The organism is Hymenobacter aerophilus DSM 13606 (assembly GCF_000382225.1).
Classification (GTDB): Bacteria; Bacteroidota; Bacteroidia; order Cytophagales; family Hymenobacteraceae; genus Hymenobacter; species Hymenobacter aerophilus.
This window is the reverse complement of record NZ_KB907800.1, coordinates 297,626-323,793: the sequence shown is the minus strand read 5'-3', so window position 1 is coordinate 323,793 and position 26,168 is coordinate 297,626. Positions and strand designations below refer to the sequence as shown.

The following is a 26,168-nucleotide window of genomic DNA, read 5'->3' as shown; positions in this document are numbered from 1 at the left end:
CAACCCACCCACCAATGCCCACTCCCGCTTTTACCTCTAAACTGCCCGACGTGGGTACGAGTATTTTTTCGGTGATGAGCCAGCTCGCGCAGGAGCACGACGCCATCAACCTGGCCCAGGGGTTTCCTGATTACAACCCGCCGCAGCCGCTGCTGGAGGCGCTGGCCCGCCACGTGCTCACGCCCGGACATCAGCAGTACGCGCCCATGCCCGGCCTGCCGCGGCTGCGCGAGGCCATCAGCCAGCAAACGGCCCGGCGCTACGGCTACACGCCCGACCCGGCCACCGAAATCACCGTCACCAGCGGCGCCACCGAGGCCCTGTACGCCGTAATGGCCGCCGTAGTGCGCCCCGGCGATGAGGTGCTGCTGCTGGAGCCGGCCTACGATTTGTACGCCCCCGCCGTGCGCCTGCAGGGCGGCGTGCCGGTGTACGTGCCGCTGCTGGCGCCCGATTTCCGGCCCGACTGGGACCGGGTGGCGGCGGCCCTCTCGCCCCGCACCCGGCTCGTGCTCATCAACTCGCCCCACAACCCCACCGGCGCCGTGCTCTCGGCCGCCGACCTCGACACGCTGGCCAGCCTGCTGCGCGACACCAACGCGCTGCTGCTCAGCGACGAAGTGTACGAGCACATGGTGTTCGATGGGATGCAGCACACCAGCGTATCGGCCCACCCCGAGCTGCGGGCGCGGGCGTTTGTGCTCTCGTCGTTTGGTAAGACTTACCACGCCACCGGCTGGAAAGTGGGCTACTGCCTGGCCCCGCCGGCCCTCACGGCCGAACTGCGCCGGGTGCACCAGTTCATCACCTTCAGCGTGAGCACGCCCACCCAGCACGCGCTGGCCGACATCGTGCCCGATGCGGCGCTGTATGAAAGCCTGCCCGATTTCTACCAGCAGAAACGCGACTTGCTGCGCGAGCTGCTGGCGCCCACCGGCTTTACGCTGCTGCCTTCCGGGGGCGGCTATTTCCAGGTGGCTGGTTTTGGGGCCCTGGCGCCGGGCCTCGACGACGTGACTTTCAGCCGCCGGCTCACCCAGGAAAGCGGCGTGGCCGTGGTGCCGCTGTCGGCCTTTTACCACGACGGGCACGATGCGCAGCTGGTCCGGTTTTGCTTCGCCAAGCAGGAAAGCACGCTGCGGGCCGCGGCGGCGCGGCTGGCCGGTTTGCGGCAGGCCGATTGGGTAAAATAGGCAGCGGGCTCGTTTATTTATCTTATTTTTAAGGTATACCGCTCTTCTAAACCGCTTTCGCCTTGTCCGACCTCACTGTTTCCTTTATCCAGACCAGCCTGCACTGGCACGAGCCGGAAGCCAACCGGCAGGCCCTGGCGCGCCACGCCGCCACTATTTCGGTGCCCACCGACCTGCTGGTGCTGCCCGAAATGTTCACGACCGGTTTCAGCATGAAACCCCACGAACTGGCCGAGCCCACCGACGGCCCCACGCTGGCCTGGATGCGTGAGCTGGCCCAAGGCCAGGACGCCGTGGTAACCGGCAGCCTGATGGTGCAGGAGGCTGGCCAGTACTTCAACCGGCTGCTGTGGGTGCGCCCCGACGGATCGTACAGCCACTATGATAAGCGCCACCGATTCACGATGGCTGGCGAGCACAAAGTGTACGCGGCCGGCACTCAGCGGCTGATTGAGGAGTGGCGCGGCTGGCGCATCTGCCCGCTGGTGTGCTACGATCTGCGCTTCCCCGTATGGAGCCGCAACGACCCGGCCGCGCCCTACGACCTGCTGCTGTACACCGCCAACTGGCCCGCCGCCCGCCGCACCGCCTGGACGACGCTGCTGCGGGCCCGCGCCATCGAAAACCTGGCCTACACGATGGGCGTCAACCGCATCGGCCGCGACGGCAACGGCCACGATTACGTTGGCGACTCGGCCCTGCTGGATATGCGCGGCGACTACCTCGTCGAAGTCGGCAACCAGGATACCACCATCACCCGCACCCTGCGCCGCGACGAGCTGCTGCAGTTCCGCCAGCGCTTCCCCGCCCTCCAGGACGCCGATGGGTTTGTAGTGAATGGGTGAATGGGTGAATGAGTGAGTTGGTGAATGAGTGAATGCGTAAGAAACTGTCATCCTGAGCGCAGCGAAGGACCTTATCTCGCTAAAACGAGCCGTTGTTGTGACTGCTCAGACGTGATAAGGTCCTTCGCTACGCTCAGGATGACAGTTTCTTACGCATTCACTCATTCACCAACTCACTCATTCACTGTCAGCCGTTGCACACTTACAGCGCCGGCGGCATTCTGGCAGCGCACTACATACACGCCGGGGGCCAAGCCGGCTACTGAAAGCCGGTGCACGCGGGCAGCGGCCGTTTCAGGGTGCACGGTGCGGCCCAGCAGGTCGAACAACGTCAGACGCACGGGCTCGGCTGCTTCTACAGTAACCTGGGCGGTGGCGGGGTTGGGGAACACGCGTACTGCGGGGCCGGAGCTTGGCGCCGTTGGCTGCACGGCCGTCAGTAGGCCGCCGCGACCCACAAAAGAGCTGATGCCACCGGTTTCCTGGCCCAGGAACAACTCCGGCACGCCGTCGCCATTTACGTCGGCGGCGGCCGGCACCAGGCGCATCTCAAACGAGCTGCCCCAGCGGGCCACCTCCAGCTGCTGGCTCAGGGGGTTGAAGATGATGTTGCTGCGGCCCGAAAAGGCGGCCGGTTGGGCGCGCAGGTCGGCAAACAGGCGTAGGTTGCCTTGCGTGTCGGCCGTGAGCAGGTCAAGGCGCCCGTCGCGGTCGAAGTCGGCCACTGCCGGGCTTAGGTAGCCGGGCAGCGAGCCATCGGAGTTGCGCAGCTGGCCGTAGTCGTTGTTTTCGAGCTGAAAGCGCTGGCTAAGCTCGCCAGTGCCCGTGTTGCGGTAGTAGCGTAGCGGCCCGCCCGGAAACGCCGCCGACGCGCCCGTAACGCCCAGCAGCAAATCGGGGTGGCCGTCGCCATCCACATCGGCCACGGCGGGCATGGTGAAGCGCTGGTTGGGCAGGTTGGGCAACTCCACGGCCGCCGCCAGGTTGAAGGCGGCCGGCTGGCCGGCGGCGGCCGTGTTCAGCACGTAGCGTATGGTGCCACCGCCGCCCCGCAGGCTGAACGAGGAGTACAGCAAATCGGGCCGGCCGTCTTCGTTGAGGTCGGCCAGCACCGGCCGCAGCGCCGCCAGCTTCAGGCGGCTCAATTCCAGATAATCAGCATCCATCAGCTGGAAAACGGGTTTCCGGCGGGTGCCCACGTTGCGGTAGTAGCTCAGCGCTGCCCGGAACGGCCCGCCGGCATCGGCCCGATTCAGGCCGCCCACCAGCATATCCACCAGCCCATCACCGTCGAGGTCGGCGAAAGTGGGCGCGGCCTGCTCGCCCACATCCAGCATGTCGGGGTGCAGGAAGCCGGCCGGCTCGCGCACCAGCCTCGGGCCGCTGGCCGCGCCGGTGTTGCGGTAGAGCTGCACCACGCGGCGGGTGTCCACGGTGTCGTTATTGTCGCGGTTGTCGAACAGGTTGGGAGCCAGCAGCAGGTCGGGGCGGCCGTCGAAGTTCACATCGGCCGGGTAGGCGGCGGGCAGGTTGGGCACCCGCGGCGCTTGGCCGCTGAAGGGCGCGGGCGCGTTCAGGCCGGCCGCCGTGAACAGGGCCTGCTGGGCCGTGCCCTCGTTGCGCAGCACCGTCAGCTCGGCGCAGTTGGTGCGGCCGGTCAGCAGGTCGGGGCGGCCGTCGCCATCCACATCAAACAGCGTGAGGTTGTAGCCCGTAGTGTGCAGGGGCCGCAACGGCGCCGGGCGGCACTGGTCGGGGCCGAAGGTGAAGCCGCCGCAGCTGAAGCCGCGGATGCGCACGCCGCCCCAGTTGTCCGATTGCAGCCCGAAACTCAGGCCCCCGCAGGCCGCGGTGCTGGTGTTGCGGTAGAAATACAGGCGGGGCGTGCTGGAATCGAACTCGGTCACCACCACATCGAGCCGTCCGTCGCCGTCCACGTCTTCGATGGCGGGCATGTTGTAGGCGCCCGCCGCAATGTTTACGTTGCCGAAGCCGGGCACGAGATAGGAGAGGGCGTTGGTGATGAGCCGGAACGCCGGCCGGCCCAGCGCGTCGGGCTCGTTGCGGAACACGCGGATGTTGCTGCCCCGCTCGTCGGCCGTGAACAGGTCGGGCCGGCCGTCGCAGTCGTAGTCGCGCAGCAGTACCCAGCTGGTGAGGCCCGCCGGGAACAGGGCCGCGTACTCGGGCGCGAAAAGCCAGCTGCGGCCGCCGCCGCTGGCCGCCACGCTCAGAAACGGCAGCACCCGGTGGCTGATGCGGTCGAACACCACCAGGTCGGGCTGCTGGTCGGCGTTGAGGTCGAGGTTGGAAAACTGGGGCGAGTTGAGGCCGCCCGCCCAGGCCTGGCGCAGCGTATCGCCGGCCTGCACTACTTTTGCCACCGGCCGGAATTCAAACCCGAACCCGGTACTTTGCTGGGCCGCGGCCGGCAGCGCGGCGGCGCCCGGCAGCAAAACCGCCAGGGCCAGCCGCTTGCGCCGGTTGCTCGCAGGAAAAGAAATAGTCATGGGCCGAATTTCGTTTAGCTTTTCAATTTAGGTACAAACCGCATGACCGACCTCGCGGCCCTCTATGCCCGCTTCCAGCAAGCCTCCGCCGTCAGCACCGATTCGCGCCAGGCGCAGGACGGCACGCTGTTTTTCGCCCTCAACGGCCCCAATTTCCGGGGCCGCGACTTCGCGCTGGGAGCCCTGGAAAAAGGCGCCCGCTTTGCCGTGGTGGACGATGCGGCGCTGGCCGCCACCGACCCGGCCCGCTACACCTACGCGCCCGACCCGCTGGTGGCTTTGCAGCAGCTGGCGCAACACCACCGCCGCCAGCTGATACTGCCGGTGCTGGCCATCACGGGCTCCAACGGTAAAACTACCACCAAAGAGCTGGTGCAGGCCGTGCTTAGCCAGCGCCTGCGCGTGCAGTACACCCGCGGCAACCTCAACAACCACATCGGAGTTCCGCTCACGCTGCTCAGCATAAAGCCCGGCGAGCATGAGCTGGCCATCATCGAGATGGGGGCCAACCACCAGGGCGAGATTGAGTTGCTGTGCCAGCTGGCCGAGCCCACCCACGGCCTCATCACCAACATCGGCAAGGCCCACCTCGAAGGTTTCGGCGGGGTGGAGGGCATTGCCAGGGGCAAAGGCGAAATGTTCCGGTTTCTGGCGCAGGTGGGCGGTACGGCCTTCGTAAACACGCTCGATGCCCGCCTGCCGGGCCTGGCCGCGCCGGTGGCCGAGCGCGTCACCTACCCCGGCTCCACGGACACCTACCCGGCCCGCCTGCTCAGCGCCGCGCCCGAAGTCGTGCTGGAGCTATCCGGCGGTCAACTTGTGGATGCGAAGATTACGGGCGCCTACAACTTTGCCAACCTGGCCGCCGCCGCCGCCGTGGGCACCTATTTCGGGGTGCCCGCCGCCGCCATTGCCGAGGCGCTGGCCGCCTACGAACCCAGCAACAACCGCTCGCAGCAACTGCGCACCGGCCGCAACGAGCTGGTACTCGACGCCTACAACGCCAACCCGAGCAGCATGGCCGCCGCCCTGCACAGCTTCGCCGCCCGCCCCGGCGACCCGGCCGCCAAAGTGGTTATTCTGGGCGATATGTTCGAGCTGGGCGACGAGAGTGAAGGCGAGCACCGCTCGCTGGGCCGGCTGGTGCAGGGCCTGCCCTTCGGCACGGTCATCCTCATCGGCCCCGAGCTGGCCCAGGCCGCCGCCCTCGACTCCAGCCTGCTGCACTTCCCCACCAAAGCCGCCGCCGCCGACTGGCTGCGCGAACAAAACCTCACGGCCCGCCAGATCCTCGTAAAAGGCTCCCGCGGCATGGGCCTGGAAACGCTGGTGGAGTTATTATAAGTGGTGAGATGGTGAGTTTGATGTTGTGGGGGCCTAGCTGCGCAAGTAGCACAATAAGGGCTCTCGAACATCAAACTCACCATCTCACCATTTCACTATCTCACCACTTTCAGAAGGGGCTTTTGAAGTCGGCCAGCGTGGGCAGCACCTGGTCTTTGGCCGAGATGGTCGGGCTTTCTACGCCCCAGTCGATGCCCAGTGCGGGGTCGTTCCAGAGCAGGCCGCCCTCGGCGTGCGGAGCGTAGTAATCGGTGCACTTGTAGAGGAAGAGCGTGCCGTCTTCGAGGGCCGTGAAGCCGTGGGCGAAGCCGACGGGCACGTAGAGCATGTTGAACCGCTCGGCATCGAGCACCACCGACAGGTGCTGCCCGTAGGTGGGCGAGTCGCGGCGGATATCCACGATAACGTCGAGGGCGCGGCCGGCGGCTACGCGCACGAGCTTGGCCTGAGCATGGGGCGGCTGCTGGAAATGCAGGCCCCGTACCACGCCCCGGTCGGAGCGCGACTGGTTGTCCTGCACCCAGTTGCCCACGATGCCCGCCGCCGCCATCTTCTCGGCGCTGAACGACTCGAAAAAGGCCCCGCGGGCATCTCCAAACACCCGCGGCCGGATTTCAACAACCCCCGGAATATCAAAGTATATAAACTCCATGCACTGTATAAGTTAGCTGGCGGTGCCCGCATCAGGGCCGCAAGTTAGGCAGATTTACCGGCGCCCGGCGCGGTTTTTCCCGACTTCCTGCACTACGGCCAGGTACTTGTCGAGCACGATTTGCTCGTCGAACTTGGTTTCGGCCAGCTGGCGGCCGGCGCGGCCCATCTGGGCCAGTTCAGCGTCAGAAAGACGCAGCACCTGCAGCATTTTGGCGGCCAGGTCGGCGGCGTCGCGCACCTGGCAGAGCAGGCCGTTGCGGCCATCCACCACGGTTTCGCGGCAGCCGGGTACGTCGGTGGTCACGATGGGCTTGCCCATGGCGGCGGCTTCGAGCAGGGTTTTGGGCGTGCCTTCGCGATAGGAGGGCAGCACGGCGCAGTCGGCCTGGGCCAGTAGCTCGGCCACGTTGTCGGAGGTGCCCAGGTACTCGACGTGGCCGGCGGCCAGCCACTGCTCAAACACGGCCCGCTTCACGCCCACGCCGCCGCTTTCGTCGATGCCGCCCAGCAGCTGCACCCGCGTGCCGGGCACGGCCTCGCGCACCCGCCGGGCCGCCTCGAAGTATTCCTCCACGCCCTTTTCGTAGAGCACCCGCGCAATCATCAGAAACACGAACGGCTGGTTGCGGTGGAACTCGGCAGCGGGCCGGAACCGCTGGATGTCGACGCCGGAGCCGGGCAGCAAATCGGTTTTAGCGGCAGATACCAAGTTGTTGCTGATGAACAGCTGCCGGTCGTCGTCGTTCTGGAAAAACACGCGCTTCGGAAACTGAAACGCGAACTTGTAGAGGCCCAGGGCCACCTTGCTCACCAGGTTTTTTACGATGAACACCGTGCCCAGGCCCGACACGTTGTTCACGCTCGGAATACCGGCCAGCCGGGCCGCCAGCGTACCGTAGATGTTAGGTTTGATGGTGTAGTGCAGCACCACATCGGGCTGCTCGCGCTTGTAGAGCTGGTAAAAGCGGCGCGTCAGGGCGGCGTCCTTGAGGGGGTTGGTGCCCTTGTTTTCCATCAGAATCGGCACGAAGCGGCAACCCAGCTCGGTTTCCAGCCGCTGAGAGTAGGCGTCGGGCGGCGCGATGGCCAGCACCTCGTGGCCGGCGGCCTGCAGGGCCTTCACCAGGCTGCGGCGGAAATTCCAGATGTTCCAGGCGGTATTGATAACGATGGCGACGCGCATTCGGCAAAAAAGGATAGACTTGAGCGGCAAAGGTACGCGGCCGGGGCGCAGGGGCAGCGCCGGCCGTGGGCGCCGTTACGCCGGCGCCGGCCCGGCGGTTGCGGCCCCGGTTTCCGCGCCTGCGTATCTTTGCCTATGCCCCGATTCTATTTTGTACTTACTCGCCCTGCGGCGCTGCTGGTGGCTGCTTTGCTGCTGAACGCCTGCGGCCCGGCCACTGACGCGCCCGAAACCGCCGCTGCCAAGCCGCTACCCCCGATTCCGCCGGCCGCAGCGCCGGGCGATGGCGCGGCGTTGGCGGCCGGGCAGGCGCTGTTTGCCCAAAACTGCGCCCTGTGCCACGGAGCCGACGGTAAGCTGGGCCTCAACGGGGCCCGCGACCTGACCAAAAGCAACCTCAACGCCACCGGCCGCACCTACATGGTGGAGCATGGCTCGGCCTCGGGCGTGATGCCCGCCTTCAAGGGCCAGCTCACCGACGAGCAGATTGCGCAGGTGGTGGCTTACTCGCTCACGCTGAAATAGGTGGCGCCTTTTTGGGCTGAACTGCGTTATAGCCTTGGGCCGGCCGGTTAACCGGGTGGCTTGTTTTACCTTCTGATTCTACTTTACTGATGGCCAATAAATCGAACACCAAGGGCCGCCAAGGCCAGAACAGCACCCGCCACCCCGGCTCGGTGGATGGGGTGAAGGGCCGCGCGGGCCGCATCCTCACCAAAGCCGCCAACAACGGCACCTACGACACCAGCGTGGACGAGGAAACGGCCGTGCTGGTGGCCGTGCCCGAAAAGCGCCAGCCCGAAGCCCAGACCCGCGAGTACCTCGACGAGCTGGAGTTTCTGGCCGAAACGGCCGGCGCTACCGTCGTGCACCGCTTCGTGCAGCGCCTCGATAAGCCCGATATCCGCACGTTTGTGGGTGAAGGCAAGCTGGCCGAAATCAAGGCCTACGTGCAGCACGCTAACGCCAGCATGGTTATCTTCGACGACGACCTCTCGCCCTCGCAGCTGCGCAACCTGGAGGCCGAGCTGAAGGTGAAAATCGTGGACCGCAGCCTGCTGATTATCGACATTTTCGCCCGGCGCGCCAAAACGGCTACCGCCCACGCCCAGGTCGAGCTGGCGCAGTACCAATATCTGCTGCCCCGCCTGACGGGCCTGTGGAGCCACCTCGACAAGCAGCGCGGCGGCGGCGTGGCCCAGCGCGGCCCCGGCGAAACCGAAATCGAAACCGACCGCCGGGTGGTGCGCGACCGGATTGCTTTCCTCAAAGAGCGCCTCAAAGACCTCGACCGCCAGAGCCACACCCAGCGCAAGGCCCGCGGCGGCATGGTGCGCGTGGCGCTGGTGGGTTACACCAACGTGGGCAAAAGCACCATCATGAACCTGCTGAGCCGGGCCGACGTGTTTGCCGAAAACAAGCTCTTCGCCACCGTCGACCCCACGGTGCGCAAGGTGGTGCTCGACACGGTGCCCTTCCTGCTCTCCGACACGGTCGGCTTTATCCGCAAGCTGCCCACCCGCCTCATCGAGAGCTTCAAGAGTACGCTCGACGAAATCCGCGAAGCCGACCTGCTGGTGCACATTGTGGACATCTCGCACCCCACGTTCGAGGAGCACATGGCCGTGGTAGAGGACACGCTCAAGGACATTGGGGCGGGCGACAAGCCGGTGCTGGTGGTATTCAACAAGATTGACCAGTACGACACCGGCGAGGCCGCCTACCACGACGGCTTCGAGGGCATGAACGCCGACGAAAACGCGCCCGCCCCGCGCCCCACCCTGGAGCAGCTGGAAGCCACCTACATGGCCAAGCTGCACAACCAGGTGGTGTTCATCTCGGCCCGCGACCGGACCAACCTCGACGAGCTGCGGGCGCGGCTGGTGAAGCTGGTGACGGCCATCCACAACGAGCGTTACCCCGCCGTGCACCCCGTGCGCGACGAGGAAGGCTGGCAGGAGTAGCCCCCGGGTTACCTGTTGCGCTTGCGTACCCGTTCCGGCTTGCCGGGACGGGTTTTGTGCTTTCAGGGGATTCCCTTTAAAATGCCCATACGCTTTATAAAGCCATATTTTGAATTTATAATAATAAAAATGGTATTTAATTGTAATTACTTTAATAATTTAGCCTCCAAGCACCTTCTTCTACAACCAAAACACCTTTTCTCTTCACTTCTTTTCCTCATCAACGTCATTCTATGAAAAAGAACCTTTACGCCCTGATGCTGGGCTTGCTGGGCCTGAGCGTCGCGCCGGCTGCCTGGGCCCAGCAGGAGCCACTGCCCACCAAGCGCGCCTGCGCCAGCATGGAAGTGCTGGAGCGCCAGCTCGCCACCGACCCCGCCATGGCTGCCCGGCTGGCCAACATCGAAGCCCAGACGCAGTCGTTTGTTGACAACCCGGTAGCCAGCCGCACCACGGCCACGCTCACCATTCCGGTGGTGGTGCACGTGCTCTACAACACGTCGGCGCAGAACATTTCCGACGCGCAGATTGCCTCGCAGCTGGCCGTGCTGAACGAGGATTTCAACAAGCTCAACTCCGATGTAAACAAGGTGCCCTCGGCCTTTGCTTCGCGGGTGGCCGATGTGGGCATTCAGTTCGTGCTGGCCAAGCGCGACCCCAACGGCAACGCCACCACCGGCATTCAGCGCAAGCAAACCTCGGTAACCAGCTGGTCGACCAACGACCGGATTAAGAGCGCCTCGACGGGCGGCCTGAGCGCCTGGCCGGCCGGGCAGTACCTGAACCTGTGGGTAGGCAACCTGGGCGGCGGCATTCTGGGCTACGCGCAGTTTCCGGGCGGCGCCGCCAGCACCGATGGCGTGGTGATTACCACGTCGGGCTTCGGGCGCGGCGGCTCGGCCGGGGCACCTTTCAACCTGGGCCGCACCACCACCCACGAGGTGGGCCACTGGCTGAACCTGCGCCACATCTGGGGCGATGCCAACTGCGGCAACGACCTGGTGAGCGACACGCCCACCCAGCAGACGAGCAACTACGGCTGCCCCTCGTTTCCGCACGTTACCTGCTCCAACGGCTCCAATGGCGACATGTTCATGAACTACATGGACTACGTGGATGATGCCTGCATGTACATGTTCTCCAGCGGCCAGTCGTCGCGCATGAACGCGCTGTTTGGCAGCGGCGGCTCGCGGGCCTCGCTGGCCACCTCGAATGGCGGTACGGCCCCCGGCGGCGGTGGTGGCACCACGCCTCCGCCCCCTCCGCCGACCGGCGTTACGTACTGCGCCAGCAAAGGCAGCAACGTGAGCTACGAGTGGATTGATCTGGTGAAGCTGGGTACCATCAACCGCAGCTCGGGCAAAGACGGCGGCTACTACGACGGCACGGCCCTGAGCACGACCCTGGCCGCCGGCTCGTCGCAGACCATCAACATCTCGACCGGCTTTGCCTCCTCGGCCTACACCGAAAACTGGCGCGTGTACATCGACTACAACCAGGACGGCGACTTCACCGACGCCGGCGAAACGGTGGTATCGGGTTCCTCGTCGAGCAGCGGCACGCTGTCAGCCACCTTCACGGTGCCCTCGTCGGCCAGAACCGGCAAAACCCGCATGCGCGTTACCATGAGCGACAACGCCGCCACTACCAGCTGCGGCAATTTCAGCTACGGCGAAACCGAGGACTACTCCGTTGTTATCAGCGGCGGCAGCAGCGCCCGCCAGATGGCTACCACCGAGCAGGCCGGCTACCGCGTGTACCCCAACCCGGCCACCGACGTGCTCAACATCGAAATTCCGGCCAGCATTGATGCCCGCGCCGTAATGGTGAGCGTGTACGACATGCGCGGCGCCGAGATGAAAACCGCCCGCTTCGAAGGCAGCATGCTACAAGTTGAGCGCCTGGCCAAGGGTATCTACCTGCTGCGCATCTCCGACGGCCAGCAGGTGTCGCACCAGCGCTTCGTGAAAGAGTAAAGTCATAACAATAAGGTCGCTTTAGTGGGCCAACTGCTGCGCCGCCCCCTTTCCTGTACCGGGAAGGGGGCGGTTGCTTTGCTGGCGCCCCGGCCAGCCGCTACGGTCGGGCTTGATGGGGCGGGGGCGGGCATAACCTTTTGCGCCGGCCGTAGTAAAGAGGCCTGCCACCCTAACTGCTGCGCCGCCATGAAAACGCTGTACCTGATGCGCCACGCCAAGTCGAGCTGGAGTTTCGATATGCTCAACGACCAGGAGCGCCCGCTCAACGGCCGGGGGCGCGACGAGGCGCCGCTGATGGGCCAGGCCCTGGCCGAGCGCGAGGTGAAGCTCGATTTACTGGTGTCGTCGCCGGCCGTGCGGGCTATAAGCACGGCCGCGCTGGTGGCCGAGGTGCTGGGCCTGCCGCCCGAAAAGCTGCGGGTAATTGATGCCATCTACGAAGCCGAAGTGTCGGACCTGCTGGCCGTGGTGCAGGGCCTGCCCGACGCGGCCGATGAGGTGCTGCTGGTGGGCCACAACAACACGCTCACCGACTTTGCCAACCTGCTTTCACCCAGTAGCATCCCCTCCATGCCCACTTCCTCCATTGCGTGCCTGAAGTTCAGCGTGGAGCACTGGGCCGATATCGACCGCTCCAAAGCGGAGTACTATTTCTTCGACAAGCCCAAGAACTACTGATGCTTTCAGCTGCCAGCTTATAGCTAGTAGCTGTCAGCTTCCGTTCAACGCCCTACATGCGGCTACTAATTGCTGGAGGCCGCCAGCACAAAAAAAGCTGACAGCTAACAGCCAAAGGCTATAAACTCAAAAGAATGTCCGAAACCGTCCCGCCGCAGCTGCTGAACCGGGAAATCAGCTGGCTCACCTTCAACCGCCGGGTACTGCAGGAAGCCCAGGACCCCGCCGTGCCCTTGCTGGAGCGGCTCAAGTTTCTGGCCATTTTCAGCAGCAACCTCGACGAGTATTTCAAGGTGCGGGTGGCCACGCTGCGCCGGCTCGTTAAGCTCAAGAAGAAAACCCGCGCCAAGCTGGCCGAAGACCCCGCTGAGCAGCTGCACGAATTGCTGGCCGAAGTGGGCCGGCAGCAGCAGGCGTTCGGCGACACGTTTCGCAACCATATTCTGCCCGAGCTGAGCCGCGAGCATATCCACCTGATTTCGGAGCGCGAGCTGACCGCCGAACAGCGTACCTGGGTGCAGCAGTATTTCCAGGACAACGTGCGCGACTTACTCTCGCCCATCATCCTCGATGAGAACCTGCACCACCTGTTTCTGCGCGACCAGAGCGTGTACCTGACCTTCCTGCTGACCCAGCCCCACAACGCCGACAAGCACGACGAGGAGCGCGTGGTGGTGATGGAACTGCCCGCCAAGCGTCACGGCGGCCGGTTTGTGCGCCTGCCCGATGTGGGCGACGAGCACTACGTGATGTTCCTGGACGACGTGATTCGCTGCTGCGCCGACCAGCTGTTCCCGAACTACGGCCGGGTGCAGGTGCACGCGCTCAAGCTCTCGCGCGATGCCGAGCTCGACATCGACGAGGAAGTGTCGGACAACCTGCTGGCCAAAATCAAGAGCAGCCTGCAGAAGCGCGCCACCGGCTTCCCGGCCCGCCTGCTCTACGATCCGGCCATGCCCGCCGAGGTGCTGCGGGCCATCGGCCAGAAAACCGGCATCGGTCAGGAGGAGCTGGTGGAGGGCAGCCGCTACCACAACTTCCGCGACTTTTTCGGCTTCCCCGATTTCGGGCTGACGCACCTGCAGTACCAGCCCATGCCGCCGCTGCCGCACCCCACGCTGCCGCGCACCGGCTCGCTGCTGGCCGCCATGGCCCGGCGCGACCACCTGCTGCACCCGCCCTACCAGTCGTTCGACTACGTGACGCGCCTGCTGAATGAGGCGGCCCGTGACCCGCAGGTGAGCGACATCAGCATTACGCTTTACCGCGTGGGTAGCAAGAGCGCCGTGGCCAAAGCGCTGCTGAAGGCGGCCAAGAACGGCAAGCAGGTAACGGTAGTGGTCGAGTTGAAAGCCCGCTTCGATGAGGAAAGCAACATGTTCTGGGCCGAGAAGCTGCAGAAAGCCGGCGCCAACGTCATCTATGGCATGCCGGGCCTGAAAGTCCACAGCAAGCTGCTGCTCATCACCCGAGCCGAAGAGGGCCACAACCGCCTGTACGCCTACCTGAGCACCGGCAACTTCAACGAAGTAACCAGCCAGGTGTACGCCGATTACGGCCTGTTCACGGCCCACCCCGAGTTGACGCGCGAAGTGGCGGAGGTGTTCACCTACTTCCACGACCACCTCGACAAAACCGGCCAGTTTCAGCACCTGCTGGTGGCCCCGTTCGAGCTACGCGACAAGCTCACGGCCCTAGTCGACCACGAAATTGCGCTGGCCCGGCAGGGTAAGGAGGCCTACATCATTCTCAAGCTGAATGCTTTGCAGGATGAGCGCATGATTGGCAAGCTCTACGAGGCCTCCGAGGCCGGCGTGCGGGTCGAGCTGCTGGTGCGCGGCATTTCGTGCGTGATTCCGGGCCTGCCGGGCCAGAGCAGCAACATTCAGCAACGCGGCATCGTCGACCGGTTTCTGGAGCACGCCCGGGTGTACGTGTTCGGCAACGGGGGCGAGGAGAAGCTGTACGTGGCCTCAGCCGACTGGATGAACCGCAACCTCAACCGGCGCGTAGAGGTGGCCTTCCCCATTCTGCAGGACGACCTGCGGGCCGAGTTGCGCGACCTGCTCGATTTGCAGCGCCGCGACAGTGTGAAGTCGCGCGACTGGCAGAACAACTTCGTCGGGGCCACCGAAATTCCGGCAGCCGAAGCCACCGCCGCAGCCGAGGGCGAGGTGCGGGCCCAGTTTGAAACCTACGCCTACCTCGCGGCCCTGGCCCGCCCGGCCCGCAAGCGCACGGCTCCGGCCGGCAAAAAGGCCGCCGAGTAGCGCCGTAATAAACCCGATTGAACAGGGCGGGCCGGTTATGCAGCTGCATAGCCGGCCCGCCCTGTTTTGTGTGTAGAGCTGCTTACCGCCGCGGTTCGTGGGCGGCCTGCATATCGGCCAGCCACTGCTCGGCGTCGGCGGTCGTGTCGAATACCTGCACTTCGAGGCCCTCGGGCAGCGGCGCGTGGTGCACGGCGGCCGACTCGCCGCCCAGCTCGCCGGGCTGGGCCACGTGGGCCACGTAGCGCAGGCCCAGGGCGGCGGCCCGCGGCATCCACACCCGGCTCAGCCACTCCATCGAATCGAACCAGGGGCCGCGCACGCCGCTGTTGTCGTTGAGCAGGTAGGGGCAGTGCAGCTTCTGCTCGATTTCAAGCAGGCGGCCGGCGCCCAGGTAGGCCTGGTTCACATCTACGTAGCCCAGCCACACGGCCCGCAGCCAGCCCACCAGCTCATCATAGTGCACGGTGCAGGTGCTGTCGTCGGATAAGTCAATATTGCAAGAGATAACCATATTCAGGAGAAAAAGTCGATTGAGTTAGCCTGAACGTAGAAACCGGGTGGCTGGGTTGCTATAGAGGAGCTTTTAAAGTGGGTTTTCCTTTTTCCAAAATGGGGCAAGTTCAGTGTTCCGTCCTGAGTAAATGCTATTTAGCCTTGCCTGGCTCAGCCGTGAATATCGGCCCTGCCAGGCAAGGCAACGCCCCGGGAAACCAACTTTAGGCGGATGCCGGAAGTCAATTCCTCGGGGCGCTGAAGAGCCGTAATGCCTGCGCTGACGGGGCTACTTGGTGAGGTTGCGCAGCAGCTTGCGCGGCGGCACCAGAAACAGCTCTACGCTCACGTAGGGCGCGCCGCCCAGGGTGTTGACCACCGTTTTGTCGCGGTTGCCGCTACCGCCGATGCCGAACAGGTTGCGGCGGTTGCTGTCTTCGTCGAAGGCGTTGAAGGAGTAGTTATAGCGGTAGCCGCCTTCGAGGCCAAACCACAGAAAGTCGTAAATCTCGCGCTCGGCCCGCAGCCGGAATTTGGCCTCGGTCTGGCGCAGAATAAGCGTGCGCAACTCGCCCAGCGGCTCGCGCAGCTTGATGTTGTAGTTGAGGCCGTCGACGGTGTAGCCGCCAAACAGCAGCGTTTTGGGGTTGACGTTGCGGCGTACCGTGACGCGGGCCGGAAACAGCGACTCGACGCCCCAGCGCGGGTTGAAGGTGCGGTTGTAGAGAATGACCGGGTACAAACTCTGGCGGCCGAAGGTGTAGCCCAGCTGCGCGCCCACGCCCCAGGCGTAATAGGGGCTGCGCTTCCAGCCGTAAATAAACTCGCCCGACATCTTCAGGTAGTCCGTCACCGACAGTTCCGAGGAGGTGTAGTCGCCGTTGAGTTCGCCCTTCACCCGGGCCAGGTACCAGCGCGTTTCGTCGATGGGGCGGATGACGGCCAGCTGGGCGCCGATGGTTTTGAGGCCCTTGTCTTCGAGGTTGCGGTAGAGTACCGAGCGGTTGGGGTCTTCGAACTTGAACTCCTCACGGTCGTAGTTGACGCCCAGAATCAGCTTGAGCCGGGGCCGGTTGAGCAGCGGCGCGTAAGCCTTGATGTAGGCCCGGCGGTTCTTGACTACTGTGTTCTCGCTTTTCTCGTTGGGCTCCCGGTCGCGCAGATCCGACTTGATGTTGAAGTTGGCCAGCCCCTCGATGTGGGCCACCACGCCCTTGCTGGGCCCCATCCCGACAACCGAAGGCACGGCGTAGCGCGGCGCTTCACCAACCTGGTTGTCGGCCAGGGTATCGGCGGCCATGGGGGCCGGGGGCGGGTACACAGAAGGGCTGGCGGGCTTTACCTGGGCCCGCGCCGCACTGCCGGCCAGCACGGCGGCCACAGTCAGGAAAGGGAGCAGGTAACGGGTTCGGGCACGAAAAAAGGGCATACAGACGGGGAGCTAGGCGGGTAATATGGGCCTTAACGGGCCGCACCGCCAAAAGGATAGAGCTGAACCGCATTCCGGACGGAAAACCGGCCCCGGGCCCGTCCCAAAGCAAAGGGCCTTACCCCGGTGCGGCACCCCGACAAGCGAGGCGTCCGCCCAGGATAAGGCCCTTACCAGTTGGTCGTTGGCGGCTAGAACAGGAAGTCGAAGCCCACGAAAACCAGCTTTTCCTCGCCCACCGAGTAGGTGGCATTCACGACGGCCTGCTTGAGAATATCCACCCAGACGCCGCCGCCATACGCCGTGTGCAGGGCTTTGAGGCCGGTTTTCACATCGTAGGGCGAGTACACGCGGGCGGCATCGGCCAGGCCCAGGATGCCGAACTTGCCCGGCAGCAGGTAGGCGTTGAACTCGAACAGCTGCACGCGCACCTCGCCGTTGGCAAACACCGACGAGCGGCCGGCAAAGCGGGTGCGGCGGTAGCCGCGCAGGTTGGTGGTGCCGCCCAGCGTGTTGGCCTGGTAGAAGCGGTAGTCGCCCAGGTTGCGGGTGGCCCCGATGCGGCCGGCCCAGGTGAGCTGGAACGGGAAGTTGGGCGAGAGGTAGAAGCGCGCTTCGGTGGCCAGACGGCCATAGTTGAGCTTCTCGCCGCCCAGCTGCCGGTTGTACTCGACCGAGTTGTAGATGCGCAGGCCAATGCGCGGGTTTTTGGGCGAAGAGGCCACATCGAGGTTGAGGTAGGCCTTGCCGCCCAGGTAGCGGTTGAGGCCGAAGTCGGAGCCGCGGATGCCGATGGCCGCCCCGCTTTCCCCGTCGCCGGTGGTGCGGTTAAGGCCCCTGGCAATTTCGCTGCCCACATCATTGCGCGACACCCGGAACTGGTCGTACTGGGGGCCGAAGCCGAGCTTGAGGAAGCTGAAAATTTCCTTTTCCAGCATCGGATTCACATACAGCCGCGAGAAGCGGATGCGGTACGTGTCGTTAATGTCGCGGTTTGAAACCCGGCCCTCTTTGTCGGCCAGTTCGTTTTTGGTGTCGTTGCCCAGGCCGAAGTAGTTGTAGAGCAGCTGCGGGCCGTAGAGCTGGGCGTCTATCCGCAGGTCGAGCTTGCCGATCAGATCCACGTAGTGGCCCTTGTAGCGCACGTTGTAGGCGCTCTGCGAGGGCGAATAGTTGGCCGCCAGGCTCTGCTCGGAGGCGTAGGGCTCCTTGCGGAAACCGTAGGTGCGGTACACCACGCCGCCGCCCAGAAACAGCCGGTCATCGACGTTGTAGCCGAAGTACAGCGTGGGGCCGAAGTAATTGAGCGTGTAGTCTTTGCGGTCGGCGCGGGTGTGCTGGTCGTAGCGACTTACGTCGGTGCCGGGCTCCAGGCGCAGGCGGGCGTCGGGGCCGGCCACAATCACGTTACCCGTATCGGCGTCGAACACCTGCAGGTGGTGGGCCAGCCCGCGCACGTTCGAGCGGTCCAGAATCGAGTCGCGCTCGGTGCCGCCGATGATGCGCACCAGCGGGCCGCTTTTCACGTCGCCTTTCAGCTCGTACTGGTCTTCGCCGGCAAAGCCGTAGAGGCGCAGCTCCTTGGTCACCTTATTATCGAAGGTGCGGTCGAAGAGCATCTTGGTCAGCTGGCCTTCCTTGTTGATTTTCTGGACCGTGACGTGGGTTTTGCCGGGCAGGCGCTCTACCACAAACCGCTCGCGTTTCTTCGAGCCTTTCACTTCCGTCACCTTGCTCAGCAGGCCCGAGTAGTCGGCGGCAATCTGGGGCAGCAGGTCGCGGCGGCTTTTGAGCTTGGCCACAATTTCGGCCCCGTGCAGGGCGTAAATATCAGCCGGGAAGCGACCCTTGATGGCGTCCTCAATCACCTGATCGGTGAGGGCGGCCTTCATTTCCTGGGCCTGCTCCACCCACTGCTCGCGGGTTACTTCGGCCAGGTACACGCGGTCGTTGCTCAGGGCCGTCAGGTTCAGGCCCTTCCAGTCGGCGTAGTCGTAGCCGAAGTTCTGGAAGTTGCGGATGGCCCACTTGCGCGAGGCCAGGTAGGGCAGCAGGCCGTCGCCCTTAAAGAAGGCAATGTCGCGGTCTTCGGGCACGGCCGTGAAAATCCGGTCGCCGTCCTTCTGCTTTTTCTCGGCCCAGCGCCACTGGTCCTCGTGCCGGTCCCAGTCGCCAATCCACATATCAAACAGGCGCGAGCGGGCAAAATCCACCTGCTTCACGCGGTTGTCGTTGTCGTCGGTGATGCGCTCAAACACCTTGTCGGTGCCCACCAGGTTTTCGGCGAAGGCCAGGCTCTCCACGTTGCTCTGGTCGTCCTTGGCATCCTCTTCGAGCGTGCCCGTTACGTTGCCGAAGCGGGGCAGGTACTGGCCCAGCAGCGGGTCCTGGGGCACGTAGCGCAACTCGGGGTTGGTGTGCAGAATGCCGGCCGCCGTGCCCAGCGGGGGCAGGGCAATGGCGGCGTAGGGGTGCTGGGCCGAAATCTGGTCCTGCAGAATATCGGCCGCCGCGCCGGTGCGCAGCGAGGCCGGCAGCACGGCCGCCGGGTCCTTGTCGATGCCGCGCAGACTGAACAGGCGGCCCTCTTCGTTGCGCAGTTTCAGCGAAGCCGTCTGCTTGCCGCCGCCCACTTTGTAGGGCGTCAGGCCGCCTTTCTCGGTGGCCAGGTCGAGCACCGGAAACTTGACCGGCGTGGCCCACTCCTTGCGGTAATGCTCGCCGAACAGAAACTTATGAAACTTGCCGCGGTCGGCGTAGCGCGGGTTTACGGCCACCGTTACGGTCGAGTCGCGGAAGTCGGGGCGGTTGGCCAGGGCGGCGGCATTGGTGCCGGCCGGGCCGTCGGCCACGGCTACCTCGGTCTGGCGGGCATACATGGGCGTGCGGAACACGAGGCGGCCGGTGTCGCCGGTGCCTTCGGGCACGTAGTATTCCACCCACACCTCGCCGTTGTCGTAGTAGTTCACCCGCGAAAAGCCCTTCTCCTTGTCCGAAAACAGGGCGTCGCCGCCGGGGCCGGGCTTTACGTGCTGGGTTTTGCAGCCCGCGCCGCTGATGATGTGGTTGAGGTTGCCGGCCTTGAAATACTGCAGGTTGTGCTCGTGGCCGGCCGCGTACACAATGTTGGGGTACTTCTCAAAAATGTCCATCAGGCCCTTCTTGTAGGCCTGGTAGGCAGGGTGCGGAATGTCCTGGCTCACACCGCCGTACTTGCGGGCAAACGGGTAGATGGAGCCGATGACGGGCAACGGCAGGTAGGCGTACTTGAAAACGATGGACAGCGGGAAAATATGGTCGCCGAGCGTGAAGTAGCCGCCGTGGATGCCGTCGGAGAACAGCGGGTGGTGGGCCACGACCACAATGTTTTTGCCCGCGTTGCGCTGGATAATGTCTTCGAGACGGGTGAAGAAGTCGGTTTCGTTGGCCACGCCGCAGTTGCTGTTGCCGCCCGCGGGCCGCTCGCCGCTGGTTTGCAGAAACCACTGCGAGTTGATGGCAATCATCACCAGATCATCCTGCAGCCGGATTTCGACGGGGCCGGGACAGGCGTCGCGGGGCAGGAAAAAGTCGCCGGTGTAGGGGAAGGCGGCCGAGTCGGAGCGCAGGTAGTCCTCCACGAAGCGCTGCTCGCGGTTGACCTGCTCGACGGCGCCGCGCTGGCCCTGCTTCCAGTCGTGGTTGCCGGGCACCATGTACTTTTCGCCCTGGTAATCGCGCAGGGTTTTCAGCTGATCGACCATGCGCTGCTCCGACACTTTGCGGTCGTAGGCGCCCTCGCGGGGCAGGCCGTACTCGTAAATATTGTCGCCCAGAAACACGGTGGTGCTTTTGGCGCCGGCGGCCAGAATCTGCTTGCGCATGAAGTTGAGCGACGGCTCGCCGCCCTCGGCCTCAATGATGGGCTTGCCCACGTCGCCGATCAGAAACATCGAATAGCGGATGCGCGAGCTGTCGGGCGGGGTTTTCGACTCCCAGTTGACGCCCGCGCCGCGGTAGTTGGGGCGTTCGGGGTGGGGCGTCTGGGTCTTTACTTTTTTCTGAGCGTGAGCCGCCGTTGGAGCGACGCCCAGCAGGGCCAGCAGCAACGTCAGCAGCAGATAATGTCGATTCATACAGAGAAAGAGGGAGTGCGAAGTCGGGGGAGGCGCGCGGCCGGCCGGGCCGGCCACCGGCTGAACAACAAAAAAGATGGTAAACTTACCCAGTGTACCGCATAAACGCGGCCGAAGCCGGGCCGGTGTGCTGCCCTACGCAATTAGCGGAAACACGGTTGGGCCGGCCAACTTCCCGGCCCCGAATAGCGTTGTAAGCCCGATTGGGCCCGGCTACTCTTTCCGTGCCCTGCTTCCCGCCCGTTCCTGCCAATGGAAACTGCTCTTACCCCATCGCCGGCCAAGGCCGAAATTATCCGCAACGCCAAAGCCCACGTACTGGCGCTGCTCGAAGAAAAACTGCCCGGCAAGCTCGTCTACCACTCGCCCCGGCACACTACGCAGGTGGTAAAGGAGGCGCGGGCGCTGGGCGAAGCCGCCAGGCTGGAAGCCCCCGACCTGGAGGCGCTGCTGCTGGCGGCCTGGTTTCATGATGTGGGCTACATTGAGGTGTACGACGGCCACGAGTTTCGCAGCGCCGAGCTGGCGGGCGAGTGGCTGGCGGCCCAGGGCTACCCCACCGAGCGCATAGCGCTGGTGCAGAGCCTCATCAAGGCCACCCACCGCGAGGCCGAGCGCCGCACCCAGCTGGAAAAGCTGATGGTGGACGCCGACATGAGCAGCATGGGCCGCGAAGATTTCTTTGCCAACGGCGAGCTGCTGCGGGCCGAGTGGGAGGCCGCGCTGGGCCGCACCTTCAGCAACACCGAGTGGGCCGAAAGCCAGCTCGATTTCCTGACCAGCGCCCGCTTCTATTCGCCCGAGGGCAAAAAGCGCTACGAGGAGCAGTTCCACGAAAACATCCGTACCCAGCGCGACGCCCTCAAGAAGGCCGAAAAGAAGCGCAAGAAGAAGGAGCAGGAAGCCGAGGGCACCTTCGCCGAGCCCAAGCGCGGCATCGAAACGATGTTCCGCACCATGTACAGCAACCACATGAAGCTCTCGGACATGGCCGACAAAAAGGCGAGCATGATGATTTCGCTCAACGCCGTGCTCATGTCGCTTATCATCACCTACTTCGGCGCCAAGCTGGGCAGCAAAACGGCGGCGCTGTCCAACGTGGGCCTCATCCGCAACCCCATCATTGCCGTGCCGATGGGCATTCTGCTGGCCACGGCCCTGGGCTCGGTGATTACGGCCATCCTGTGCGCCCAACCCGACGTGACGAGCTTCAAGTGGCTCAAGCGCAGCCCCCAGATTGCCACCAACCGCCGCGTGAACCTGCTGTTCTTCGGCAACTTCAGCAAGCTCACCCTCGACGATTTTCAGGACGGCATGCACCAGCTGATGAAGTCGGGCGAATCGGTATACACCAACATGATAACCGACGTCTACTACCTCGGCGACGTGCTCACGCGCAAGTACCGCCTGCTGCGCCTGAGCTACACCATCTTCATGGTTGGCCTGATTCTGACGGCCCTCTCCTTCGGTATCGCGCTGCTGTATAAGGTGTAAAGGTTAGGTTTTAGGGCTTAGGGACTTAGGTATTAGAACGGTTTTCAGTTTACTGTACAGGCTGTAGAGACGCAAATATGCGTCTCTACAGCCTGTACACCGACTCGCAATTTGCTCTAGGTGAAGTGCTGTCATCCTGAGCGGAGCGAAGGACCTTATTACGCCTCAACGGCCGCAAAAATGGCTCGTTCTGCTGTGATAAGGTCCTTCGCTCCGCTCAGGATGACAGCACTTTATTTAAACCCTAAACCCTAATACCTAAGTCCCTAAGCCCTAACCTCCACCAGCCTTGCCAACCGGCGCACCGACTGGGCCAGCCAGCGGTGCAGGCGGCGCAGCTGGCCGAAGCGGATGAGGCGCACGTTACTGGCTACGTGGCCGTAGCGCAGCTCCAGCGTGAGCAGGCAGGCCTGGGCCGTCACGGGTTCGAGGTGGAAGAACAGCAGGGCGTTGGGAAAGAGGCGGAAGTGCGAAATCTTCTCCACGTAGGTGTAGCGGCCGTCGTCGTCGCGCAGCACCTGCACGTTCTGGAAGTCGATCTGACCATTGAGCACGTCTACCTTGTAGCTGGTGCCCAGCCGGCCTGCCTTGCTCTCGTCGAAGTGGCTGGCGGTGGCCCCGGCCAGCCAGCAGTGGCGCAGCCGCAACGCCCCCACCACGCGCAGGGCCCGCTCGGCCGATGCGGGTAGCAGCCGGCGCACCTTCAGGCGGCCGCCGCGGCCGGGCAGCGGCTCGTCGGGGGCGCCGGGCTGCGAGGGGGTGCTCAGCAGCAGGCGCAGCGGCGAGAGGTAGGCGTAGTGGTAGGGTGTGTGGCCCAGGTACTCGTAGTGGGTCGAGCCGGGCAGCAGGCGCGTCCAGGCGAAGGCGCGGGCCAGCTCGGCCGGCGGCTGGGTGCGGGTGTAGCCCTCCGAGAGCAGCACGTACTCGGCGCCCGGAATGGTGTTTTTCAGCAGCCGGTGCACCACAATCACGTCGTGGCCCATCAGCTTGGTGTGCTCCCGGATGCGGGCCACGCTCACGCGGCCGTAGTGCACCACGATTTTCAGCGTGAGCACCAGCTCGCGCAGCGCGGCGGCCAGCTCCGAATCGGTGTCCTGCTCCACCAGCAGCAGGTAGTTCTGGAAATCGAGGTAAATGCGGCGGCACTGCTGCATCAGCTGCTGGGCCGAGGGGGGCGGGCCGAGGCGGTAAAACAGCACGGCGTCGCCCTGAATCTCGTTTACCTGCAGCTCCAGGGTGTTGGCCTCGATGAGGATTTCGAGCAGATCGGCCACCAGAAACGGCGCCTGCGGGCTGCCCGACTGCTCGATGAAGCGCGTGAAGCCGCTGATGTCGGGAATGAACAGCAGGGCCGGCTGCTGCCCGTCGAAGGCCGAGGTGCCGGCCGTGCCAATCTGCCGCCGACGCGCCCGTAAGTCTTCCAGAACACCCATAGTAGTCGGAAAAAGGCACCTACGCAGCGCCCGCCGCCCAAGATACGCGCCATTTGGCCCGCCTGCGCTTTCGGCGTACCTTTGGGCCGGCAACCCGCTGGCTGCGTAGTTTAATGGATAAAACGAGCGTTTCCTAAACGCTTGATATGGGTTCGATTCCCGTCGCGGCTACCACAAACCGCGTCTGCAGCTTGCAGGCGCGGTTTTTTTGTGCGCCCGGCAGTTGCGGTGGTGTACGAATCCGTTGGCGCGGCGGCGGCTTACCCAATCAGCCCGGCGCGCATGGCGTAGCGGATCAGGTCGGCGGTGTTCTTGGTCTGGGTTTTCTCGATGATATTCTGGCGGTGGGTTTCGATGGTGCGCTTGCTGGCGAACAGCTTGTCGGCAATGTCGGCGTTGGTGAAGCCCTCGGCAATCAGCTGCAGCACCTCCAGCTCGCGGCCCGACAGCTCCGCGCGGCCCTCCGCCGGGGCCGCCGCAGAGGCGGGCGCGCCGCCGCGGGGCAGGTAGGGCAGGGCCGTCAGCGGGTCGGGGGCGGGGGTGCGCTCCACGAGGCGGCGCAGCAGGTTCAGCCCGATTTCGGTGCACAGAAACGGCCGGTCGGCGGCCACGGTGCGGATGGCGAAGGCAATTTCGGTGCTGTCGGCGTTCTTGAGTACGTAGCCCTGGGCGCCGGCCTCCAGAATGCGGTGCACGTAGCTTTCGTGTTCGAGCATGGAAAGCACCAGCACCCGCACCCCGGGGAACTGCTCGCGCAGCCGCGGCATCACCTCAAAGCCGTCGAGTATGGGCATATTGATGTCGAGCAGCACCAGATCGGCGGGGGTGTGGGTTAGCAGCTCCAGCAGCGCCTGGCCGTTGGCGGCCTCGCCCACCACCTGCATATCAGGCTCGCGGGCCAGCAGCGCGCTGATGCCGTCGCGCAGGATAGTGTGGTCGTCGGCTAGAATAATTCGGATCATAATGGGAAGGGAAGAAGGACGGCTATACTACGAAATAGGCGCCAGTCGCGTCCAAATTAAATTATCTGCGTAAGCTTGCCCGACCAACCGCCGTGCTTCTATGAACCCAGCTCCCCTCTCGGGCCTCTACGCGCCCTCGCTCAGCCTGCTCACCGACTTGTACCAGGTTACGATGGCCTACGGCTACTGGCAGCAGGGCCTGCAGGACCGCGAAGCCGTGTTTCACCTCTACTTCCGCCGCCCGCCGTTTCAGGGGGGCTACGCCGTGGCCGCGGGCCTGGCCTACGTGGCCGATTTCCTCGAAAGCTTGGCTTTCTCGGAAGACGACCTGACGTATTTAGCCGGTCTGAAAGGCGCCAAGGGCACGCCGCTGTTTCCGCAGGAGTTCCTGGAGTACCTGCGCACGCTGGAGTTCAGCTGCGACGTGGACGCCATGCCCGAGGGCACCGTGGCCTTCGCCAACGAGCCGCTGATTCGGGTGCAGGGGCCGCTGCTGCAGGCCCAGCTCATCGAAACGGCCCTGCTCACGCTCGTCAACTTCCAGACCCTGATTGCCACCAAGGCCGCCCGCATCCGCGAGGCCGCCGGCTCCGATACCGTGCTGGAATTCGGGTTGCGCCGCGCCCAGGGCCCCGATGGCGGCCTGTCGGCCAGCCGCGCCGCCTACCTGGGCGGGGTCGATGCCACGAGCAACGTGCTGGCGGGCCAGCGGTTCGGCATTCCCGTCAAGGGCACCCACGCCCACAGCTGGGTAATGGCCTTCGAGGACGAAGAAACGGCCTTTGCCGCCTACGCCAAGGCCTTCCCCGACGACTCGGTGTTTCTGGTGGACACCTACGACACGCTGGAGGGCGTGCGCAAGGCCATCAAGGTGGCGCGGGCCATGCGCGAGCAGGGGCACGAGCTGGGCGGCATCCGCCTCGACTCGGGCGATTTGGCCTACCTGAGCCGTGAGGCCCGCGAGCTGCTCAATGAGGCCGGCTTCCCCGACGTGCGCATCGTGGCCAGCAACGACCTGGAGGAAAACCTGATTACCAGCCTCAAGCTGCAGGGCGCCATAATCGACACCTGGGGCATCGGCACGCAGCTGGTAACGGCCTACAACCAGCCGGCGCTGGGAGGGGTGTACAAGCTGGCCGCGTTGCGCAAACCCGACGATTCGGGCTGGGACTTCACCATCAAGCTCAGCGAGCAGCTGGCCAAAACCAGCATCCCCGGCATCCTGCAGGTGCGCCGCTACGAAACCGACAAGGGCCAGCCCCGCGCCGACATGCTCTACAACACGGCCACGCCGCCACCCACGGCCCCGCTGGTTATCGTCGACCCGCTCGATGCCACCCGCCGCCGCACCGTGCGCCCCGAAACGCCCTACCGCGAGCTGCTGGAGCCCGTGTTCCGGCGCGGCCGGCTGCTGCAGCCGCTGCCCCCGCTGGCCGAAAGCCGCGCCCGCGCCCACCGCGAAGTGCTGGCCCTCGACCCCAGCATCCGCCGCTTCCTCAATCCCCACACCTACCCCGTGGGCCTCGAAGCCACCCTCTACGACTACCGCAACCACCTGATTCTGGAAAAGCGCGGGCTAGGTGCGGAGTAGGAGAGAGGTAGAGGTAGGAGCAGGGGGGA

General features: G+C 64.6%; 18 protein-coding genes and 1 tRNA gene. 11 read left to right on the top strand and 8 right to left on the bottom strand.

Going from position 1 to position 26,168, the window contains the following annotated elements:
- The first annotated feature begins 14 nt into the window (after positions 1-14).
- The gene (locus tag H145_RS0101460; protein WP_019946356.1) at positions 15-1,193 is read left to right on the top strand and encodes a methionine aminotransferase; all 1,179 of its coding nucleotides are present in this window, start codon (positions 15-17) and stop codon (positions 1,191-1,193) included.
- Positions 1,194-1,255: 62 nt separating this feature from the next.
- A complete protein-coding gene (locus tag H145_RS0101455) occupies positions 1,256-2,038 on the top strand; it encodes an amidohydrolase (RefSeq protein ID WP_019946355.1) in 783 nt (260 codons plus the stop codon).
- A gap of 173 nt (positions 2,039-2,211) precedes the next feature.
- Here H145_RS0101455 and H145_RS0101450 read toward each other — a convergent pair whose 3' ends face one another.
- Positions 2,212-4,548, bottom strand: coding sequence for a T9SS type A sorting domain-containing protein (locus tag H145_RS0101450; protein ID WP_019946354.1), 2,337 nt, complete (start codon positions 4,546-4,548; stop codon positions 2,212-2,214).
- 42 nt (positions 4,549-4,590) lie between these two features.
- Here H145_RS0101450 and H145_RS0101445 point away from each other — a divergent pair, with 42 nt between their 5' ends.
- The gene (locus H145_RS0101445; protein ID WP_019946353.1) at positions 4,591-5,892 is read left to right on the top strand and encodes a UDP-N-acetylmuramoyl-tripeptide--D-alanyl-D-alanine ligase; all 1,302 of its coding nucleotides are present in this window, start codon (positions 4,591-4,593) and stop codon (positions 5,890-5,892) included.
- A gap of 109 nt (positions 5,893-6,001) precedes the next feature.
- Here H145_RS0101445 and rfbC read toward each other — a convergent pair whose 3' ends face one another.
- Both rfbC and H145_RS0101435 read right to left on the bottom strand, forming a co-directional pair.
- Complete coding sequence (rfbC, locus tag H145_RS0101440) at positions 6,002-6,544, bottom strand: dTDP-4-dehydrorhamnose 3,5-epimerase (protein ID WP_019946352.1); 543 nt, start codon at positions 6,542-6,544, stop codon at positions 6,002-6,004.
- 54 nt (positions 6,545-6,598) lie between these two features.
- Positions 6,599-7,729, bottom strand: a complete 1,131-nt coding sequence (locus H145_RS0101435; RefSeq protein ID WP_019946351.1) for a glycosyltransferase family 4 protein — start codon at positions 7,727-7,729, stop codon at positions 6,599-6,601.
- Positions 7,730-7,864: 135 nt separating this feature from the next.
- Here H145_RS0101435 and H145_RS23575 point away from each other — a divergent pair, with 135 nt between their 5' ends.
- The 5 genes from H145_RS23575 (at position 7,865) to ppk1 (ending at position 14,620) form a co-directional block, all read left to right on the top strand.
- Positions 7,865-8,254: a c-type cytochrome gene (locus H145_RS23575; RefSeq protein WP_019946350.1), complete on the top strand. Its 390-nt coding sequence runs from the start codon at positions 7,865-7,867 to the stop codon at positions 8,252-8,254.
- An 89-nt stretch (positions 8,255-8,343) separates the two neighbouring features.
- Positions 8,344-9,693, top strand: coding sequence for a GTPase HflX (gene hflX, locus H145_RS0101425; RefSeq protein ID WP_019946349.1), 1,350 nt, complete (start codon positions 8,344-8,346; stop codon positions 9,691-9,693).
- A gap of 233 nt (positions 9,694-9,926) precedes the next feature.
- Positions 9,927-11,669 carry a GEVED domain-containing protein gene (locus H145_RS23135; RefSeq protein WP_019946348.1) on the top strand — a complete coding sequence of 581 codons (1,743 nt, stop codon included), beginning with the start codon at positions 9,927-9,929 and terminating at the stop codon, positions 11,667-11,669.
- 189 nt (positions 11,670-11,858) lie between these two features.
- Positions 11,859-12,350 (top strand): SixA phosphatase family protein, encoded by a 492-nt coding sequence (locus H145_RS0101415; protein WP_019946347.1) that lies wholly within the window; start codon positions 11,859-11,861, stop codon positions 12,348-12,350.
- Positions 12,351-12,484: 134 nt separating this feature from the next.
- On the top strand, positions 12,485-14,620 hold the full coding sequence (gene ppk1, locus H145_RS0101410; RefSeq protein WP_019946346.1) for a polyphosphate kinase 1: 2,136 nt from the start codon (positions 12,485-12,487) through the stop codon (positions 14,618-14,620).
- A gap of 82 nt (positions 14,621-14,702) precedes the next feature.
- Here the strand turns inward: ppk1 and H145_RS22370 are convergent, their stop codons facing one another.
- From H145_RS22370 to H145_RS0101395, 3 genes are all read right to left on the bottom strand, one after another.
- Positions 14,703-15,134 carry a hypothetical protein gene (locus H145_RS22370; RefSeq protein WP_019946345.1) on the bottom strand — a complete coding sequence of 144 codons (432 nt, stop codon included), beginning with the start codon at positions 15,132-15,134 and terminating at the stop codon, positions 14,703-14,705.
- 270 nt (positions 15,135-15,404) lie between these two features.
- The gene (locus tag H145_RS0101400) at positions 15,405-16,544 is read right to left on the bottom strand and encodes a DUF6268 family outer membrane beta-barrel protein (RefSeq protein ID WP_019946344.1); all 1,140 of its coding nucleotides are present in this window, start codon (positions 16,542-16,544) and stop codon (positions 15,405-15,407) included.
- 191 nt (positions 16,545-16,735) lie between these two features.
- Positions 16,736-20,659 carry a metallophosphoesterase gene (locus tag H145_RS0101395; protein ID WP_157540959.1) on the bottom strand — a complete coding sequence of 1,308 codons (3,924 nt, stop codon included), beginning with the start codon at positions 20,657-20,659 and terminating at the stop codon, positions 16,736-16,738.
- Positions 20,660-20,911: 252 nt separating this feature from the next.
- On the opposite strand from H145_RS0101395, the gene H145_RS0101390 reads away from it, so the two are divergent.
- Complete coding sequence (locus tag H145_RS0101390; RefSeq protein WP_019946342.1) at positions 20,912-22,153, top strand: Pycsar system effector family protein; 1,242 nt, start codon at positions 20,912-20,914, stop codon at positions 22,151-22,153.
- Positions 22,154-22,419: 266 nt separating this feature from the next.
- Here H145_RS0101390 and H145_RS22365 read toward each other — a convergent pair whose 3' ends face one another.
- On the bottom strand, positions 22,420-23,586 hold the full coding sequence (locus H145_RS22365; protein ID WP_019946341.1) for a DUF2652 domain-containing protein: 1,167 nt from the start codon (positions 23,584-23,586) through the stop codon (positions 22,420-22,422).
- A 99-nt stretch (positions 23,587-23,685) separates the two neighbouring features.
- On the opposite strand from H145_RS22365, the gene H145_RS0101380 reads away from it, so the two are divergent.
- A tRNA-Arg gene (locus tag H145_RS0101380) sits at positions 23,686-23,760 on the top strand.
- An 86-nt stretch (positions 23,761-23,846) separates the two neighbouring features.
- Here H145_RS0101380 and H145_RS0101375 read toward each other — a convergent pair.
- Positions 23,847-24,548, bottom strand: a complete 702-nt coding sequence (locus H145_RS0101375) for a response regulator (protein ID WP_019946340.1) — start codon at positions 24,546-24,548, stop codon at positions 23,847-23,849.
- 100 nt (positions 24,549-24,648) lie between these two features.
- Here H145_RS0101375 and H145_RS0101370 point away from each other — a divergent pair, with 100 nt between their 5' ends.
- On the top strand, positions 24,649-26,139 hold the full coding sequence (locus tag H145_RS0101370) for a nicotinate phosphoribosyltransferase (RefSeq protein WP_019946339.1): 1,491 nt from the start codon (positions 24,649-24,651) through the stop codon (positions 26,137-26,139).
- The last annotated feature ends 29 nt before the right edge of the window (positions 26,140-26,168 follow it).

Excerpts from the sequence above, each read along its gene's own strand:
- H145_RS0101460 (WP_019946356.1), top strand. The coding sequence starts at position 15 with ATGCCCACTCCCGCTTTTACCTCTAAACTGCCCGACGTGGGTACGAGT.
- H145_RS0101450 (WP_019946354.1), bottom strand. The coding sequence starts at position 4,548 with ATGACTATTTCTTTTCCTGCGAGCAACCGGCGCAAGCGGCTGGCCCTG.
- H145_RS0101445 (WP_019946353.1), top strand. The coding sequence starts at position 4,591 with ATGACCGACCTCGCGGCCCTCTATGCCCGCTTCCAGCAAGCCTCCGCC.
- rfbC (WP_019946352.1), bottom strand. The coding sequence starts at position 6,544 with ATGGAGTTTATATACTTTGATATTCCGGGGGTTGTTGAAATCCGGCCG.
- H145_RS0101435 (WP_019946351.1), bottom strand. The coding sequence starts at position 7,729 with ATGCGCGTCGCCATCGTTATCAATACCGCCTGGAACATCTGGAATTTC.
- H145_RS23575 (WP_019946350.1), top strand. The coding sequence starts at position 7,865 with ATGCCCCGATTCTATTTTGTACTTACTCGCCCTGCGGCGCTGCTGGTG.
- hflX (WP_019946349.1), top strand. The coding sequence starts at position 8,344 with ATGGCCAATAAATCGAACACCAAGGGCCGCCAAGGCCAGAACAGCACC.
- H145_RS23135 (WP_019946348.1), top strand. The coding sequence starts at position 9,927 with ATGAAAAAGAACCTTTACGCCCTGATGCTGGGCTTGCTGGGCCTGAGC.
- H145_RS0101415 (WP_019946347.1), top strand. The coding sequence starts at position 11,859 with ATGAAAACGCTGTACCTGATGCGCCACGCCAAGTCGAGCTGGAGTTTC.
- ppk1 (WP_019946346.1), top strand. The coding sequence starts at position 12,485 with ATGTCCGAAACCGTCCCGCCGCAGCTGCTGAACCGGGAAATCAGCTGG.
- H145_RS22370 (WP_019946345.1), bottom strand. The coding sequence starts at position 15,134 with ATGGTTATCTCTTGCAATATTGACTTATCCGACGACAGCACCTGCACC.
- H145_RS0101400 (WP_019946344.1), bottom strand. The coding sequence starts at position 16,544 with ATGCCCTTTTTTCGTGCCCGAACCCGTTACCTGCTCCCTTTCCTGACT.
- H145_RS0101395 (WP_157540959.1), bottom strand. The coding sequence starts at position 20,659 with ATGAATCGACATTATCTGCTGCTGACGTTGCTGCTGGCCCTGCTGGGC.
- H145_RS0101390 (WP_019946342.1), top strand. The coding sequence starts at position 20,912 with ATGGAAACTGCTCTTACCCCATCGCCGGCCAAGGCCGAAATTATCCGC.
- H145_RS22365 (WP_019946341.1), bottom strand. The coding sequence starts at position 23,586 with ATGGGTGTTCTGGAAGACTTACGGGCGCGTCGGCGGCAGATTGGCACG.
- H145_RS0101375 (WP_019946340.1), bottom strand. The coding sequence starts at position 24,548 with ATGATCCGAATTATTCTAGCCGACGACCACACTATCCTGCGCGACGGC.
- H145_RS0101370 (WP_019946339.1), top strand. The coding sequence starts at position 24,649 with ATGAACCCAGCTCCCCTCTCGGGCCTCTACGCGCCCTCGCTCAGCCTG.